General features: G+C 34.5%; 21 protein-coding genes and 1 tRNA gene. 19 read left to right on the top strand and 3 right to left on the bottom strand.

Annotated features, from left to right (window positions below; all coding sequences use genetic code 11):
• Positions 1-438 precede the first annotated feature (438 nt).
• Together ACZ42C_RS14210 and ACZ42C_RS14205 are read left to right on the top strand one after the other, a co-directional pair.
• Positions 439-1,263 carry an aKG-HExxH-type peptide beta-hydroxylase gene (locus ACZ42C_RS14210; RefSeq protein ID WP_461183035.1) on the top strand — a complete coding sequence of 275 codons (825 nt, stop codon included), beginning with the start codon at positions 439-441 and terminating at the stop codon, positions 1,261-1,263.
• 255 nt (positions 1,264-1,518) lie between these two features.
• A complete protein-coding gene (locus tag ACZ42C_RS14205) occupies positions 1,519-2,784 on the top strand; it encodes an MFS transporter (RefSeq protein WP_461183036.1) in 1,266 nt (421 codons plus the stop codon).
• 304 nt (positions 2,785-3,088) lie between these two features.
• Here the strand turns inward: ACZ42C_RS14205 and ACZ42C_RS14200 are convergent, their stop codons facing one another.
• A complete protein-coding gene (locus tag ACZ42C_RS14200) occupies positions 3,089-4,318 on the bottom strand; it encodes an IS4 family transposase (RefSeq protein ID WP_461183821.1) in 1,230 nt (409 codons plus the stop codon).
• 289 nt (positions 4,319-4,607) lie between these two features.
• Here ACZ42C_RS14200 and ACZ42C_RS14195 point away from each other — a divergent pair.
• The 13 genes from ACZ42C_RS14195 (at position 4,608) to ACZ42C_RS14135 (ending at position 12,071) form a co-directional block, all read left to right on the top strand.
• Positions 4,608-4,677: transfer RNA gene (locus ACZ42C_RS14195), tRNA-Glu, on the top strand.
• 548 nt (positions 4,678-5,225) lie between these two features.
• A complete protein-coding gene (locus ACZ42C_RS14190) occupies positions 5,226-5,354 on the top strand; it encodes a hypothetical protein (protein ID WP_461182129.1) in 129 nt (42 codons plus the stop codon).
• 56 nt (positions 5,355-5,410) lie between these two features.
• Entirely contained in the window at positions 5,411-5,539 is a 129-nt protein-coding gene (locus ACZ42C_RS14185) for a hypothetical protein (RefSeq protein ID WP_461182130.1), read from the top strand.
• 53 nt (positions 5,540-5,592) lie between these two features.
• Positions 5,593-5,721: a hypothetical protein gene (locus ACZ42C_RS14180; protein ID WP_461182130.1), complete on the top strand. Its 129-nt coding sequence runs from the start codon at positions 5,593-5,595 to the stop codon at positions 5,719-5,721.
• A gap of 53 nt (positions 5,722-5,774) precedes the next feature.
• The gene (locus ACZ42C_RS14175) at positions 5,775-5,903 is read left to right on the top strand and encodes a hypothetical protein (RefSeq protein ID WP_461182131.1); all 129 of its coding nucleotides are present in this window, start codon (positions 5,775-5,777) and stop codon (positions 5,901-5,903) included.
• Between the two features lie 56 nt (positions 5,904-5,959).
• Complete coding sequence (locus tag ACZ42C_RS14170; protein ID WP_461182130.1) at positions 5,960-6,088, top strand: hypothetical protein; 129 nt, start codon at positions 5,960-5,962, stop codon at positions 6,086-6,088.
• A 53-nt stretch (positions 6,089-6,141) separates the two neighbouring features.
• Complete coding sequence (locus tag ACZ42C_RS14165; protein ID WP_461182130.1) at positions 6,142-6,270, top strand: hypothetical protein; 129 nt, start codon at positions 6,142-6,144, stop codon at positions 6,268-6,270.
• A 54-nt stretch (positions 6,271-6,324) separates the two neighbouring features.
• Entirely contained in the window at positions 6,325-6,453 is a 129-nt protein-coding gene (locus ACZ42C_RS14160) for a hypothetical protein (protein ID WP_461182130.1), read from the top strand.
• A gap of 118 nt (positions 6,454-6,571) precedes the next feature.
• Positions 6,572-9,427 (top strand): thiopeptide-type bacteriocin biosynthesis protein, encoded by a 2,856-nt coding sequence (locus ACZ42C_RS14155; protein WP_461182132.1) that lies wholly within the window; start codon positions 6,572-6,574, stop codon positions 9,425-9,427.
• A 2-nt stretch (positions 9,428-9,429) separates the two neighbouring features.
• The gene (locus tag ACZ42C_RS14150; protein ID WP_461182133.1) at positions 9,430-10,407 is read left to right on the top strand and encodes a hypothetical protein; all 978 of its coding nucleotides are present in this window, start codon (positions 9,430-9,432) and stop codon (positions 10,405-10,407) included.
• Positions 10,408-10,750: 343 nt separating this feature from the next.
• Positions 10,751-10,882 carry a hypothetical protein gene (locus tag ACZ42C_RS14145; protein ID WP_461182134.1) on the top strand — a complete coding sequence of 44 codons (132 nt, stop codon included), beginning with the start codon at positions 10,751-10,753 and terminating at the stop codon, positions 10,880-10,882.
• Positions 10,879-11,469 (top strand): hypothetical protein, encoded by a 591-nt coding sequence (locus ACZ42C_RS14140; RefSeq protein WP_461182135.1) that lies wholly within the window; start codon positions 10,879-10,881, stop codon positions 11,467-11,469. Before ACZ42C_RS14145 ends, ACZ42C_RS14140 begins: the two co-directional genes overlap by 4 nt.
• Entirely contained in the window at positions 11,466-12,071 is a 606-nt protein-coding gene (locus tag ACZ42C_RS14135) for a Crp/Fnr family transcriptional regulator (RefSeq protein WP_461182136.1), read from the top strand. The genes ACZ42C_RS14140 and ACZ42C_RS14135 overlap by 4 nt, the downstream gene beginning before the upstream one ends.
• A 126-nt stretch (positions 12,072-12,197) precedes the next feature.
• On the opposite strand, the gene ACZ42C_RS14130 is transcribed toward ACZ42C_RS14135, so the two are convergent.
• Positions 12,198-13,487 (bottom strand): helix-turn-helix domain-containing protein, encoded by a 1,290-nt coding sequence (locus ACZ42C_RS14130; protein ID WP_461182137.1) that lies wholly within the window; start codon positions 13,485-13,487, stop codon positions 12,198-12,200.
• A gap of 443 nt (positions 13,488-13,930) precedes the next feature.
• Between ACZ42C_RS14130 and ACZ42C_RS14125 the strand changes: the two genes are divergently transcribed.
• Positions 13,931-14,677 (top strand): hypothetical protein, encoded by a 747-nt coding sequence (locus ACZ42C_RS14125; RefSeq protein WP_461182138.1) that lies wholly within the window; start codon positions 13,931-13,933, stop codon positions 14,675-14,677.
• Between the two features lie 47 nt (positions 14,678-14,724).
• Positions 14,725-14,886, top strand: a complete 162-nt coding sequence (locus ACZ42C_RS14120) for a hypothetical protein (RefSeq protein WP_461182139.1) — start codon at positions 14,725-14,727, stop codon at positions 14,884-14,886.
• Positions 14,887-14,951: 65 nt separating this feature from the next.
• Here ACZ42C_RS14120 and ACZ42C_RS14115 read toward each other — a convergent pair whose 3' ends face one another.
• Positions 14,952-15,677: a DUF421 domain-containing protein gene (locus ACZ42C_RS14115; protein WP_461182140.1), complete on the bottom strand. Its 726-nt coding sequence runs from the start codon at positions 15,675-15,677 to the stop codon at positions 14,952-14,954.
• Positions 15,678-16,176: 499 nt separating this feature from the next.
• Here ACZ42C_RS14115 and ACZ42C_RS14110 point away from each other — a divergent pair, with 499 nt between their 5' ends.
• Positions 16,177-16,623, top strand: a complete 447-nt coding sequence (locus ACZ42C_RS14110; RefSeq protein ID WP_461182141.1) for a DoxX family protein — start codon at positions 16,177-16,179, stop codon at positions 16,621-16,623.
• A gap of 266 nt (positions 16,624-16,889) precedes the next feature.
• Positions 16,890-17,483, top strand: coding sequence for a TetR/AcrR family transcriptional regulator (locus ACZ42C_RS14105; RefSeq protein ID WP_461182142.1), 594 nt, complete (start codon positions 16,890-16,892; stop codon positions 17,481-17,483).
• Positions 17,484-17,549 lie beyond the last annotated feature (66 nt).

Raw genomic sequence — 17,549 nt, 5'->3', positions numbered from 1 at the left:
GCTGGGATATTATTATAGAGATATAAATATACCAAAAGGCTTAAAAAGGGCTTCGATTATTGGTTTTACATCGAGTCCTTTTTTTGTGTCCAAAGTATTCACACATTCTATAGAGTTTATCTCTTCCCCCTTCTGGGTTGGGATTGAAATAGGTACATAAACAAAAATTCTGTTTAATGTATTTTAAAATACAACATAAAAAATGAAAAGATCATATCCTTAAGATAATAAATAAAGAAATTAGGAAGGAGATAATAATTATGAAGAAAACTAATAGCAATATTGATTCATTTTTTAACGTAAACAAGATGGATCCATTTATCGGAATTAGACCAACCGGAAACAAAGAAAAATAAAGCAAATATAGATTTGCACATGATGGTTCAAAGTCGGGAGTTAACTACTCCCGCCTATTCTATTTATAAGGAGATGATTTCAATGGAGATGACTAAAGTAAAATATAATTTGTCTGTACTTAACAAAAAGAATATTGAATCCAATATAGATGAATTTTTAGCACATTTTTATAAAACCAGGATTTTAGACCCCGAGGTTAAACGAGAAAACTATCTGGCCGCATTAAATAATCTTCAAAAAAACTCTATACCAACCTCAAAAGAAAATATAACTATAGAGGAAAGTTCAAATCATGAAATTTTAAATTACTTAACAACTGAAAAAAACAATGATTTATATTCTTATAATGAAAATGTGGAAATTAAAGAAAAGATTAATAAAGGTTTGGATTTACTAAGACATGTAAACCCAAACCTTTATACACTAATTTATAAATTAGTTGGGACTATTATTTTTTCTAAATCCGGTAATTTTTCAAGTGCTACAACGCCAACACATTTAGGTATTATATTCTTAAACCCGAATGAATCCTGGGAGATTGTTGATTATGCTGAATCTATATACCATGAATTTATTCATCTTAGTATTTTTTTGGAAGATATGATTCACAACCTCTTTAAATCTAATGAAGTACAAGTGAAGTCGGTTATTCGAGGGGTTCATAGACCATTAGATAAATCATTTCATGCTGCAATTGTCTCGATTGGTATTATGCACTTGTACTATATGATGGGTGATGAAAAAAAGCAATGCCAATATATGAGTGAATTAAGTGAAGCTGTAAATGAATTAGCACAAGTGGAAACATATTTAGATAACAAAGGAAAAGAGCTATTGCAGAATATGAAGCTATTTTTAGTTACTAAAGACTTCGAAGACATTAATCATTCTCTTGGAAATGAATGACTGATCATGTATTTGCATGCCTTGAGAAAGTTATAGGTAACCATAGCCTCCAATTCAACTGTGGGTTTATCCGTAGTATTCATTTCGGTTTATGGGCTGGATCTTCGCATTTTTTTATTTGTCTCACACAAGAATTATAAAAAATTATTTCCTGTATTTTAGAATACATCAAGAATACCGAAAAGATTATATACTGCTGTCATCTTTAATCTTAGGAATTCAGTTCCGAAATTAAAAATTAAGGGAGGAAGAAAAATGAAGGATAAACTAAAACCGTTTATGAAAGAGAGAAATTTTTTAATATTAATGATAGGTGTTTTTATTAATGCCATTGGGAGTGGGATTTATTTAGTTGCAGGGATGCTGCTTGTTTTAAATTTGAGTGGAAGCGTTCTCTATTCCGGGTTTGCATTCTTTGCGATATCCTTGGCTGGTACATTGTCTTTCTTAATTGCTCCACTCGCAAATTATGCCAAATATAAAAATGGTCTGGTATACAGCAACCTGATCAAAGCGATTATTTTATTCACGATCCCAGTAATGCACTACACGATTGGATTAGATGTATGGTATGTCATTAGTTTGTTATTTGTCACCGCTTTGTTTACGCAATATACGTACCCAATTGAATCCACCATCCTGCCGGTTATTGTAGGAGAAGAAAATGTAATTGAAGCAAACTCCTATTTGCAGACAATTCGTGAAGCGATGGATATTGTATTTATTGCAGCTGCCGGTATTATCATCACATTTATTGGTACGATTCCGGCTATTTCCATTACTGCATTTTGTATATTGTTGGTAACAATTTCTTACGCATTCTTTAATTTTGACCAACCAGATGTGAATAAGGATAAATTGGAATCTGTTAAGGGAGCTTCCCGTGTTTATTTTCTGGACCTTAAAGCAGGTTTTCACTATATAAAAGGTTCATTGATTCCTAAAATGATCTTTTCTATCGTCTTTATTAATATTGCAATGGTGATCATGACCACCAATTTACCTGCATTTTCGCTTATCAAAGGGAATGGCGTTGAGGCTGCATACGGCTTTTATCTTGCGGCCATGTCGGTGGGAACCATGATCGGAACGATTCTTTCTCCAAGGTTAAAGCAGATAAACTTTGGAAAATTAATTATTATCGCGTTCATTGGTTCCGGTATTATGTGGATGGGCACCGCGATGTTACCATTAATCCCGTCCATTATACTATTCAGTATCGGCGCCATCTCGATTGGAATACTAAACCTGTTGGTGTTTTCATCCATCCAGAAACAGGTGGAAACAGCGTATATAGGCAGGGTAGTCACCTTGTTAACAAGTTCGGCAGCATTGGGAATGCCCCTGGGCTCTCTGATTGGCGGTTTCCTGGGCGAAACATTTACACCGATACTCGCTGTAATGATCTGCAGTGTTTCGTTGATGGTCTTCAGCATGTATTGGCTAAGCAGTTCTGTGTTACGAAAATTGCCCGGTATTGATCATGTAAATCTGTTTAATAAACGCAGGGTGGAGGCGTAAGGGGAGAAGCTTGAGTGTGTGTTGGCTAAAATTTTTACTATAATAAAAGTCAGGACAAGAGACTCAAGAAGGGTTCCGATTATTGGCTTTAGATGATCGGAACCCGTTTTTTTATCCACACTCTATAGAGTTTACCTCGGATCACTAGCGTTGCATTAAAAAGTAAAAACAATGTCAATCAATAAATCTGGTAGCTTCAGTTATTTAGTTCAATTTTCTGATAAATACCTAGTTTTATTCGAGAAAAAAAGTTAATATGCTTTAAAGGTAGCCCTTCATCCATTTTTAGAATTTTATATATTTATTAGTTAACTGGATCGTAGCTTAGATCATCTAAGTGCAAAACCTCCTCTGATTCGTATTGTGCCAAGGTTTCATTAAAAACCTTTTCGTGGTCCAGCCTTCGTCGTCCATTGGATGATCGTTCTGGTTTCCTGAATAATTCGGAAATAAAAAATGTCATGGATTGTGACCAGAAATCACGGGTCCAACGCAACATTTCGACTAAAGTTCCTTCATAGCCCAACTTGTTTTTCATTAACAGGGTTAGGCAGAAAGTAATCATAGCTATTAGTATTTGATTGTATACAGCGTTTTCACTCTTTCCATACAGTTTTTTGATAACCAGATGTTGCTTTATCCATTTGAAAAACAATTCAATTTGCCAGCGATGCCGGTAAATATCACTGATTTCCTGTGCACCGACGGTTGCATCGTTACACACAATTCGGATCTGGTTCCCTTCGCTGTCTACAGTTTCTATTAACTGCAGCGGATTCTTCATGTTTCCAATCTTCACGATCGCATGCCTGGAGATTGAAGAATCCTCATCTACCGGCAATTCCTCGATGACATTTACAACAGTATTCGATTTAATTCTTGTGGCAAACCGGATACCTTTTTCACAATAATAATCAAACTTAGCAAAGTTGAAATAACCTCGATCGAAGACATGAAGGACCCCTTTATCCGGCACAATTAATGAATCCAACTGAGTTTCATCAGCAGGTCTTGCAGGGGTAAGTATCATATCATTTGGATAAGAGATATCATCACAAAAGACGATGGAAGTATGCATCTTCACTCCCGCTTTTGTCTCCCGAAAATCTGCCCATTCATATTGGCTGAGACACATGGAAATGGTCGATGAATCAATCAGATGAAGCTTTCCAAGTGATTTGTCTGTCATTGTTGGGCCAAGTATTTGGTGCAGCTTTTGAATTAAATGATGCAGGATCGCCTGAAAAATCTCGGGTGGAATATCTCCATTTTTTCGAGAGAGTTGTGATTTACTAATGCTCTCTATACCAACAAGTCTTTGCACCGTTTTCTTTCGTTTAATCGTATCACTTATCCGCTTCAGACTATCTAAGTTTTTTAACTGGGCATAGATAAAAGCATTCGTAAACGTAAGTACATCAAGCTTTTTGACGTATTTGTCAACTTCGGCATGATCAATCATTTTTTGTATTACCTTTGAATCTAATGGATGAATGTATTCCTTGAATACAGTTTTTATGGTATTATTGTCCATGGTTTCTCCTTATAGTTAGGGATTTGGACAGGACTACCATACCCTAATTATAAGGTTTTTTTAATGGATTTTAAAGTGAAAAGATCTAATATTACCAACTTTCAAATAAAATATTTTACTTGATTTTTTAATATTATTTTCCTGCAACGCTAGTGACCTCGGATGTTAGTCTATTTATGACGGCCCATTAAAAAAACACACATAAATTGATCCAAATTTAAAGCAAAAATCAGTAAGTTTTCAATAATTAAACTTGTAAATTAATATATTTTCTGTTAACATAACTAATAACCCGTTGGTCAAGTGGCTTAAGACGTCGCCCTTTCTAGGCGAAGACATAGGTTCAAATCCTATACGGGTCATTATATTTAACACTAAATAAAAACTTTGGAGCAAACCACAATTTCAGGAGGGTTCCGATCATCAGTTTTAGATGATCGGAACCCTTTTTTTGTAAGGATTTTAAATTCCTTCCGTTTAACTTGGCTGCTAACTATTCTTTGATTCAATTTATGGATTGGATCAATCTCTTTATTCTTCTATTATTTTTCTGTTTATCCTGCGCTGGACCCAAATCTTCATTAAAAGAAAATTTCGTTTAATGTATTTTACAATACATCAGAAAAAACCAAAACAATATATTCTTAAAATAACAAAACTCAAATAGGTAGAGGGGAGGTACTTCATGGAAAACGCAATTATATCAAATGACGTCAGAATGGATCTGCAGGATTACAACGTAGAAGAATCACTGGTATCATCAGCCATTGTTGATCGTGGATTTGGATAATCTTTCTTATTGTTATCAAAAGTTTTGGCTTAATGTATTTTACAATACATCAGAAAAAACCAAAACATTATATTCTTAAAATAACAAAACTCAAAGAGTTAGAGAGGAGGTATACACATGGAAAAAGTTGTTACATCCAATGATGTGAAGGTGGATCTGGAAGATTACAACGTAGAAGCATCTACTGGTATGCAAGAGATGGAAGCATCAGCAATCGCTTCAATCGTTGTTGTCACACGCCCATAAAAGGCGCAAAGAATGCTTATATGTAAACTCAAAGAATTGGAAAGGAGGTATACATCATGGAAAAAGTCGTTACATCCAATGACGTCAAGGTGGATCTGGAAGATTACAACGTAGAAGCATCTACTGGTATGCAGGAAATGGAAGCATCCGGCGTAGCATCAATCATAGTTATCACTCGTCCGTAAGCTGCAAAGAATGTTTATATGCAAACTCAAAGAATTGGAAAGGAGGTATACACATGGAAAAAGTTGTTACATCCAATGATGTGAAGGTGGACCTGGAAGATTACAACGTAGAAGCATCTACTGGTATGCAGGAAATGGAAGCATCCGGCGTAGCATCAATTATAGTTATCACTCGTCCGTAAGCTGCAAAGAATGTATATATTTAGACTCAAAGAATTGGAAAGGAGGTATACACATGGGAAAAGTTGTTACATCCAATGATGTGAAGGTGGACCTGGAAGATTACAACGTAGAAGCATCTACTGGTATGCAGGAGATGGAAGCATCAGCAATCGCTTCAATCGTTGTTGTTACACGCCCATAAAAGGCTCAAAGCATGCTTATATTCAAACTCAAAGAATTAGAGAGGAGGTATACACCATGGAAAAAGTCGTTACATCCAATGATGTGAAGGTGGACCTGGAAGATTACAACGTAGAAGCATCTACTGGTATGCAGGAAATGGAAGCATCCGGCGTAGCATCAATTATAGTTATCACTCGTCCGTAAGCTGCAAAGAATGTATATATTTAGACTCAAAGAATTGGAAAGGAGGTATACACATGGAAAAAGTTGTTACATCCAATGATGTGAAGGTGGACCTGGAAGATTACAACGTAGAAGCATCTACTGGTATGCAGGAAATGGAGGCATCCGGCGTAGCATCAATCATAGTTATCACTCGTCCGTAAGCTGCAAAGAATGTTTATATTTCAACTCAAAGAATTGGAAAGGAGGTATACACCATGGAAAAAGTCGTTACATCCAATGACGTCAAGGTGGACCTGGAAGATTACAACGTAGAAGCATCTACTGGTATGCAGGAAATGGAAGCATCCGGCGTAGCATCAATCATAGTAATCACTCGGCCGTAAATGCCTTTATTAATCTTATAACGATCAATTACATACATGCTGGTTTTGAGGTATAAATTATCTAAAACCAGCATGTGTAAATGATCAATTGAATTTATATTGATTAGGAGGAGGAAAGATGATTAAACGCAAAACAGCCATAGAATTTGATGTAATTAAGCAGTTATTTACTGAAGATGAAGAACCTTATTTAAATGAAATTATTCGCGATTCAAAATTTCAGGAAAGAATATTACTAAATAGCAAATCTTTGTATAATAAATTAAAAAAAATAGTAGATCATGATAAAAAAATTGATAAGAAAACTAAAAAAGCGCTGGTAAAGTATTTATTAAGGATGGCAGCAAGGCCTCAACCTAACCGTTTAAACTCTGGTATTACACTAAACCAGGCTAATAATGAAATAAAAGAAATGAAAAAAGTGGAAATTTCTTTAGAATGGGAACAAGAATTCATTAAAAAAGTAGAAAACTCCATATTGAAATCCTCATCTGATGTGAAATTAGTGTTAAACCCAAAATTGTATAAAAAAGATCAACAATATGTATTAGAGAAATACATGTCTAAAAATACGTCTTTTATTTACATTGAAGATTCTAATTTTGTGAACATACTGTTTGAAACTTTAAAGAAGCCCGTTTGCCTAAAAGAAATTCTAAAAGAATTTGGTGAAAATCATGATAAGCAATTAATTACCGATGTTATACAAAAACTTATTACAGCAGATATAATAAAAACTGAGTTATCAAGCTCTTCAATTAATCGAGATTCCGATGATTTTTTTGAAAGGTTAAAGCGAATTTTCAGAGATAACCAAGATCTAATATCAGCTCTGGAAGACATACAATACTCTTTAGAAAGGTACAGAAACGCTAATATTGGAGAAGGTGTCGAACTGTATAAAGATTTAATTAATAAAATGTCATCACTGTGCAAGAGTTCTTCATATGTCATTGTGGATTTATATATATATGATGAGGTTGATGAGAATAAAAACATTATAGATCAAGTTAATGTCGATGATTCATTAGAAATTATGAACTATTTTGATAAACTTCAAGTATATGATTGGGATAGATATTACAATTCTTTTGTCGGAAAGTATGGGTTTTATACGAAGGTACCTTTACTACAAATGATTGACGGAGATGAAGGTATTGGTCTGCCTCAATATTTGCAATCAGATCATAAGAGTAAAGAAGTAGAAAAATATATTTTAAATAGAATGATGCAAAGCAGCTTAGAAAAAAATGAAGGAGTTCTTACACTAACATCGACTGACTATAAAAATATGAAAGATATTTATGGGGATGAGGGAGAACGTAGAATTCCCATTTCATATGATTGTAAAATGGTGCCGTATAAAGAGCAGTTTATCTTACCCCCTAATGCTTTTTCACATCCTCGTAACTCGTTTACAGGCCGGTTTTCTTTGCCGGAAAGAGAAAAGGAAGCAATAAATAAATCTAAATACTCAGAAATTAATTATATTAGTAATTATTTTAAGGACGTTGGATTAACGCATAAAAGTGAGTCGGATATATTTATTGATTGCATGGGTCAAACTGATCATTCAATGGAGAGAGTTCCTTTAAACGAGATTGATATAATAGCACATGGCAACCGACTTCATATGATTTATAAAGATGAAGTTATATATCCAGTAGCTACCCATTTATTGAGTTATAGGAATTTTAATGAACATCCTGCTATAGTTTTTTTAAATGAATTTTATATGTATTGTTTTGAATATCCTAGTAACTTTCCTGTTGAAAAGTTTTTATACTTAGAATTTATACCCCGAATAGAATATAAAGACTTTATTCTATCTCCGGCGAGAATAAATATAAAGTTTCAAAAGGAAAGTACTGAAGAAGAAAGAGTCCATAAAATAAATGAATTGATCCAAAAATATAACTTGGATAGATATAAATATATATATTTTTTGGAAGGGGATAGGAGCTTGCCCATTCCAACGAACAATAATATGGCAATTAGCTTTCTCGAGACCTGCAAACGAAATACAGGAGATGAATACACATTAACTTTGATGGAAGCACCGGAACTTGAAAACGTGGAAAATGAAGTAAGTGATTGGATTTATTCTTCCGGACATAAAGCATTTGAAGGTGAAAAGCATGGATATAATCAGGTGAAAAAAACCCTGGAGGTATCAAAAGACTTTTCAGATGAACTTGATCTAAATGTTAGTTCTTACTGTTTGTATTACCGAAATGGTAAAAGAGAAAAAGTCGAAAAAGCTATTTTAAAATTAAGCAAGGATCTCTTTTTAGAAGATATGTTTTTAGTAAATTTTATTGATGAAAGTAACAGAGAACATATTCGTTTGCGATATGTAAAAGACAACAAAAAAGATCTTGAGTTAGAGGAAAAGTTATCTTCCATGCTTGTTTCCGGAGACTTATACGACTTCAAAAAAACGTTATTTTATCCCGAGATTAACAGGTATGGAGGTAAAGAAATTTATAAATCAGTATATAAATTATTTGCTGCGGAGACAAGTTTAATGGAGACCTTTAAAGGACTTTACGCAGATTATAATGAGACCGGAAGAGGATTATACCTCTCTAGTTATATTTTGCTGGGATTACTGGGTAATGATCTTGATCTGCTTTACGATTACCTGGAGAAAATTGAAAAGGACTCAACTTACGTTAAGCCATTTGCAAAACGCCGTAATGAGTATCGTGACATAGCATTACAATCGTTGCAGGATTATAAAGGGAATTCCAATTTATTATTTTCACAACATAATCGTTTATCTAATAAAGTTTATAATTTAATGAAACAAGAAGACTTAAGCAAAGAAGAGCTTTATTATTTAGTTCGAAGTATCATTCACATGGCCATGAATAGACACTTTCCATTTAAAAGAGAGTTAGAACAAGAAGTTAACCAGTTTATGCGATTCGTTTTCTCAAATATTAATTATAATCTAAGGAGGATGGGTTAATTATGAATAATTATAATATTAAATGCTTTGTAGTAGAGCCTTCAGAAAAACTGAAAAATACAATTGTAAAGCTTGTTTCTGATTATACATTTATGGTTGATAAGGGGTGGGAAAATGGGTATCATCTGCAGCTCAGGGGGGCATTAGATGATGAGACTTTACCGATAGTAGTTAATGAGTTAGAGGAAGGTGTCTCCGATTCAGTCATAAATTACGATGAAAATGAATTCACACAAAAGTATAAATCAACGGCAAAAATTTTGAGGAGATCTGATCCGTTCAATCCAATTTATAAAGGGAAAGTGACAGTAAATGTTGAAGAATCTATTTTCGAAAAAAATATAGAGGATGAGTTATTTAGGGAAACAAATCATATATTTGATTCATACTATTGTAGGTCATATTTTAACAAAAATTCTTTATATCCAGTTATTGAAGAAGTCATGAGATTTCATAAGATGCTTGAGGTATATGAATCACCTGAATCTACAGAGGAAAGTGCTTATAACTGTCACCTTTCCCATTATATTGCTTTTATTCATCGTTTGAATAAACAGGATAAGGAAAGTATTGAAAAACAATTTCAACTTAAATATGAGAGTGATTTAAATAATGGCTTATTAGATTTCAACTTATCACCAACTGATTTAACCGAGAAATTGATTAACTTTTTCCATAAAATAAGACCTCTTGTGAAGAATAAGGAGTTGAACTTTTATATGCCTTTTAAGCGCAAACATATTGATGAAAAAATGAAACATGCCTCAAAAAGGCATAAAGTTACATTCACGGAAGAAAACATGAATCGCTATTTTCTTTATGATGAGGTGTTAATTGCAAACAGATGGATAATGAATGCATTATATAAAAAGCTGTTACTTTTGGGGTTAAGCAATACAGATAGGTTTTACATGAATTATGTCGTCTCCAGGTTAACTTATCCAGAATATGCCTTACATGATTACGCAGTGAAGTTATGATCCCCTCCCTTGCATCTATTTATGGGAACGGAAAAAGATCCATATAAAAGGATGAGTTCTGCTTATGAATGGTTGTTGCAGCTATCGTGTCAGCCTGCGAATACTCGACTGTAAGATAAGAAGACAATGAATGGTGAGCCATTAATTTAGTTATTGGTTCGCCATTTCTATTTGTACAGTTGTTTTTTAAATTGCATTAGCTTTTCGGCAATAGCAGAATCAGTTAAATTTTTGGTTTATTTATTGTTTTAATTGCTTTTAATATCGCAAAATTTAACCTCTTCTATTTAACCATTGCTCACGGATACAATTAAATTAACAACAAATCAAAGGAGAGGTAAAAATGAAAAAAGTTGCTTTAATTGTATTGCTTTGCGGGTTGTGTTTTGGAGGAGGGACAGGAATAGAAATTGCATCTGATGAATTACAGCCGGGTCCATTTGATGAAAATCCTGCTGATGAAGTGATTTTATGAGAAACTCAAATTATCAATCGATACTAAATCGGCTAACTGAGAATGCATCTAATAAATACCCTGTTTCCATTCCCTGTTTGCTTTTTAAAGATATTGATCATCATTCCGTTGATCTGCAAAACAACTTTCCAATTATTGATAAAGATGTTTTGGGTCAAATAATGTATGAGTTATTGAGGAGTACTGCTTTAGATAGCTGCATACCCATTATTATTTCACTTGGAGATAATACGATTAACCGAATGGAAAGTAAAGGGGTATACGTTTTAGACAGTGTCAACAACCGGTTTATTTACTTGTTCGGAGCAGAAGATCATATAAATTTTTTTAACAAAATAGATAAAGCCAGAAATGAAGCAAAAGTCAGCACTACTTTAATTATCGGTTATTTACATCATTCCGAGAATCATATAATGGACCGGAAACATGCAGATACATTGAATCATTTACTGGATTTGCACGGAGACATTCACGGAAAATATACGCTGCTTGACTATACAGAAGAGATTAACTTCCCTTTATTAAATGAGAATTTCAAGCTTAGCTTACTCAGCTGGGTAATAAGAGATGCAGGGGTGAAGTTATGATAAGCGAGTATAAGGAAATGAAACTGTCAGACGGCCAAATAATTAATATAGAGACAGAATATGTTTATTATTTAAGTGAAGGGACAGCTCAGCTATGGGAATTACATAGCGATGGAGAAGAAATATTGATAAATGTATTGAAACCTGATGACGCTATACGGTCGCCAAATGTAAATTTTGAAAGTGTGTACGAATTGAGAACGAACAGGAAAGAGACACATTTTTTCATTTACAAATGGAGCCCGGTTAAAAGTATTGAAGAAAAATACTTCTTATTGAACAAAGTAACAACGACCTTAATGAGAGGAGAGACATTAAATCTTATTAAACGGCAAAAGTTTGTGAGGGACAGATTAATATCGTTATTCTACTTTTTAGTTCAGGAATATGGTGAAAGTCATGATAATGACAATTTTATTATTAAAGAGTTATTTACGCATGAGCAATTGGCCAGCCTGGTTCTTTCCACCCGCACTACTGTAACCAGGATTTTAAATGACCTGAAGAAAGAAAATATATTAACCTACCTTAACGGCCATATTTGTTTAAACAAAAACGTTACTGAAAATACTGACGCTGCTTCGATACTTGAAGTAGGTTAAAAAATATTTGTCTAAGGTGAGTGAACTTAAGGATGAAAAGAATTAACAATAGGGGAGGCATAGCCCGCTTTCTTGAATAGAGTCTGAACATCTGATTAAGTCTTTGTTTAAGATTATAGAAGTAATTCAAGAATTACTCAGGGCAAGAAAGTAATACTCCGAGGATTTTTTATAAAGTCTTAATTCAAAGTAGTAATCGGCTAATTCCTCAGCCATCTCTTTGATCAAAGGAGTATAACCCTCTGATACAGCACATTCTATAGCATACTTAATCGTTTTTTCATAGTTGAAATGGTCTCCCCTATTTTTAAAAACCTTAGCTTTGATGGAATGTAATTCAATTTCCATATGGGTTAATTTGTTTTTATTAACTAAGGTAAAGGTCTCGTCTAGTAGTTTCTTAACGGTTGGCCATTCTTTTTTCTTTAATCTGATTTCTAACAAACCTTTTAAAATATAGCACTTCTGAACATCACTTTCGGAGCAGGCAAGGCTTTTATTATAATATGATATTGCTTCCTCATATTTTTCCAGCTTTTGATAAACCCTGCCCATGTTATATGTTATCATTGGCAAAAATACCTGTCTGCTTTTTGATTGAAATTCTACTAAATGGTTTTGAGCCTCTTTAAGAGACTTAAGTGAAAAATCGTATTTTGAAAGTAAATGGTATTGTACTCCCATCGTTATCAATACTCTAACCAGGTTATCCAAATCATTTTCTCTTCGAAAGATCTCATAAGACTTTTTGGCATAGAAAAGAGCCAGTGTTTTATCTTCTAAAATCCGCTGTTTAACTAAGCTTATATTGTAATATAATTTAGCACTCTCGATATCTTTACTGTCACTGATTAACGTTTCGGAAATGGAATAGTGGTAGTCGGATTGATTGAAATTCTGCTGAACATAAAAATACTTACCCAATGCATTATGAAGCTCCAGATAATTTTTTTGTTCGGACTGACTCTCAACTTCCAGATCTTCCGTTTCATTTATCAATTTCTTATAGTAGGAATCATAAAGCTCATTTGCTTCAGTCATTGATTTTTTTTCTACAAGTTCTTTAAACAGCGTAGTAAAAACTCTTACTAATAACTGGGTTGGAATGAACTCCAGCAAAGCCATTTTAAGTAAAGATTCCTCCTCTTCGGAAAGAGACTTATTTTGTTCCTCCATTTTAAATAATATGGTTTTTATCTCTTCCTGAAAACCATCATCGTTCTGGTTTTTTAGCATTTCAAATCCGATATTCAGCTTAACGGAAATTTTTTTAAGAAATTGAGTAGATGGTTTGGCCTTTCCGTTTTCTATTTTGCTTAAATAAGCAACGGAACATATCCCCTCCACTAACTCAGATTGCGACATTTTCCTGTATATTCTTAAGTGTCTTATCCTTTCCCCTATACTAATACTCATTTTGATCCCCCTTTTCCCCCTCATGAAAATCAACCCAGTGACGTGACTGCAATTTGTTTTTGGATATTAGCACAAAATTTAGTTTATTTCTATTAGAAAAATTATAACACATTCCATCATATTTATTTAAAAATTTGCCAAATTATTCATAGTTAAATGAATATATATAATTAAAGCATACTTGATTCTATTATTATAAGTAAAAATATTAATTTTGCCTTATCTACTGAATAAAGATTCCAGAAGAGAAGGCTGTGTCGTGCATGGCTGTTTAAAAAGTTTACTTTACAGTCTTTTCCGATTCATTTAAATGGAATCTGCTGATAGGCAGGAAAACAGTTGTGAATGTCGAATGGTTAAGTTAAGAGGCTAAATAAATATTCGATACAAATGAAAGTGCTATGGGTACTTTATTACGCCGCCTCCAGGAAGGATATCGAGACATGAAACCAACTAAATTAACACCCTTGAACAAAGCAGTGGAAGTAAAATATACACAGCAATCTGTTCCATTATCTTTAGATCGAAAGCGGGAAGTGGAAAAGTTTTGGGCGGAAGTTAACGAAGGTGGCTCATTTTACCGTGGTGAAGCTTTCCATGTGGATGCTGTCATGGAGAATGAACATGCGTTTAGAATTATGCTGAAACAGACGGATTATGCACACTATTTACATACGGTCAGAAATCATATTACAGATGAAGAAGGGTGCAGGATTGTTTTTGGAGCAGGTCTGGCAGAAACAAAGGATAAAAAGTTTGTGTTCGGTGAAATGGCTGAGCATACTGCATATCCAGGCAGACTCCAATGTGCCGGCGGCGGTTTAAGCTGGGAGGACGTGAAAGGAAATGACTTTGATATGAAGCATAGTGTACTGCGCGAGCTTCAGGAAGAAATGGGGATTGTGGAACAAACCCATGTGGAAACATGCACCCCGGTCTATTTAAAAAGCGGTGGCACGCATGATTTCTTTGTAATTCTGTACCATATTAAATTACAATTAACGGAAAAAGAAGTAATAAATATGTATGGTGATTTTGCAGATTCATTAAGCGCTGCAGGGGAGCAGCCGGAATTTCAACAGTTAATTTTCCTTGAAAATAACAAAGAAACAATTACCCATTTTTTTGAAACAGATGAGCGGCAGTGCGTGGATTATTTAAAGCCGTTTTTGAAGCAGATGGCGCATTGAAAAGAGTTCTGCATTTTCATAAACAAAAAGATCCAAGGAGGTTTATAATGGAGTTAATTTTCATGCTGGCAGTCGGGGTGGTCGTGGTTATTTTAGCTGTTTTTGGGATTGTCGGAGGTTTAATACAAAGAAAAAAGGGATCAAGAAATAAATTGAAAAAACAGGTTTCCGAACTGGAAAGAAGGGTCGATCAGTTGGAAAATAGTTAAACCAGGGAGTATAAAGTGGTATCTCGGGGCGCGTACCCTTATGCTCCCTGGCTGTTATACTTTTATCAGTGCTTAACAGGCGGTATGGTTATATTACTTTCATCTTTTTTAGACACATGCAATACAAGATCACGGTTTAACGTGGCTAAAAAAACCTGCTCTGTATCGGTGATTCCCTGTTCGGATAATTGCTGATCCAGCCAGGATTGATTTACTTTCATTTCCTTTAAAACATCCGAATCAACCTCACCTTCCAGAATGACAGGAAGAGAGATTGCGGCATTCGTTCTTGTAATATTCATATCTTCTGCTGTCACTGTATGCTTTTCCGGTTTTTTTAATACACTTAACGTTCCGCTTGGTTCAACCAGTGCTGTTTCCACTTCCTGAATATCAAATATATCTTTTTCTCTAAGCATCTGCAGGATATTATCAATGGAATACCGGATTTTCTTCAAATTCGCATCAAGTAACTTCCCGTTATGAATAACTACCGTTGGTTCAAATGTAAGTAATCTTCCTATTTTCCGGTTGGATATTTTCCAATTTGCTACAATGCGTTGAAAAATGGCGATGGCGATAATCGCGATCGCGGTAGGCAAATGTTTAACTTCAGGATCGGCGATGTCCGCCCCAACGAGTGCACCTAATATAACGATGATTAAAAAGTCAAAAACCGGCATCTCGCCAATGGCGCGTTTTCCCATAAATAAGGTCATGAATAACAGCAAAGGTATAATTGTTGCAATTCTGCCCAAAATCATCAGCATTTCTTTTAAAAATTCCAGCATCTTGGCACCACTTTTTTGAGTTTTTCTGTTTAAAAGATTACTTCACTATCATTTTTTCCAATTCAGGTGTTAAATATTACTTTAACTTCACCATGAAAGGTGATGTTACTTTTTTGTTGCTTGTTGCCAACGCATTTACCAATGGAAGATATTTAAAAAAACGAATTATAAAAAAGCCTAATTCCTCGTCTATAAGAAGAGGGGATCAGGCTTTTTGTCTTCAAATAAACACGCCAGTTTATTAAACCCTGTTAACTAATGTCCCTATCCTGATGAATTATATAAAATTCTTTCGCCATTGCGAAGAAAATTACTTACACCAGGTACTTCCATTGACTGTCCGGAATCAATGGATAAGCCCTATTTTCTGTTTTAAGAATGCGAGTAAGTAAATTCCCCTTTACAAACCGGCGGTCGGTATGTAATATAAAAGAGCGAGTTGATACTGGTGATGATTTATTAAGAACGGATTATATAAATACAAGGGGGGGTTAAGGCTATGGCAACAGTGGTTTTATTATCCAGTTTTATTGTTTTATCTGTTTTAAGACTATTTAAAGTACCGCTTTCTTATCAAAAAATGGGACGCATTTCCATGAGTGCAATGCTTTTTTTCATAGGCCTCAGTCATTTTTTCATACCGGAAAACTTAATGGAAATGATTCCTCCAGTATTTCCATTTGCGCTTTCCATTGTTTATATGACGGGTGTATTGGAACTTTTATTCGGTGTGCTGTTATTGTTTGACAAGACTTTTAAAATAACAGGCAAAATTCTTATGTTATATTTCATTTTAATATGGCCAGCAAACATATTTCATGCAATGAATGCAGGAGATATTCCTGGTGGTGTGGAACAGTATGTCCCATATTATCATTGGGTTCGGGTAATCATCATACAGCCTTTCTTTCTGATTTGGACATGGCTATCAATCACTAAAAAGTAAGAAGGTACTTTTACGTCAAGTTTAATTTTTCTTTTTTGCAGTAATTAGTATTCGGAGAAGCAGTTTACGGAAACATGAGTGATTAAAACCATGTCAAACTAAATGTAAAAGGAGATGAGCCTGTTGGTGACAAACCTGGCCAACAATATTGTATTTATTGCTTTAGCTAGCGTTTTATACCCTAAGTATATAATATCTTTTTAATTGAAAAACCGCTGGTCGGTATGTAATAATAGCTTTATTAAAAAACTAAAGGGTGAAATGTATTGGAACGTAAAACGCAGCGTAGAATGACAAAACAGCTCATATTGGAGGAAACAAAGGCGTTAGTCCGGGAAAAAGGGTGTACACATATGACCGTAAGCGATATTATCGAACGTACCCAGCTTTCCAAAGGTGCAATATACCATTACGTAAAAAGTAAGGATGAACTGCTGGCATTGGTTTTAGAGGAATGGATGGAAGAAATCAATGAGCGTTTTTTGACTGAAATCAGCCAGGGGAAAAAGGAATTTGAAGGACCATTGAAGGAAATCGTTAAGAAATTGCCGTCACTGCAGGATCCTCGTGAGGCAACAAATCAAATTTTTCTTTATTTGTTATCGAAGAACGATCATCCGGATATTAGCGAAATCGTCAACAAAGTTTATGATCAGGCATTGCAATTGGCCAAAAATTGGATTAGCGCAGGCCAGGATGCGGGGGTCATTCCCTTATCTGTTCAGACAGATAAAGCAGCAGAGTTATTCATGCTGATTTCCTACGGGTTTCGTATGCGCAGTGCCATTTCCGATCATTCCCATGCTTTCAGTGCAGCCGATTTTTCAATGCTTATGGAAAATCTGCTGCAATCAGAATAGTAATTAAAGTAAGCATATGGATCCTCGGGATGTTTGGCGTTTTTGCATCGCTCGCTATTTTTCTTT

The sequence above is a fragment of the Virgibacillus kimchii genome, assembly GCF_055379185.1.
This window is presented reverse-complemented; position numbering and strand designations above follow the sequence as displayed.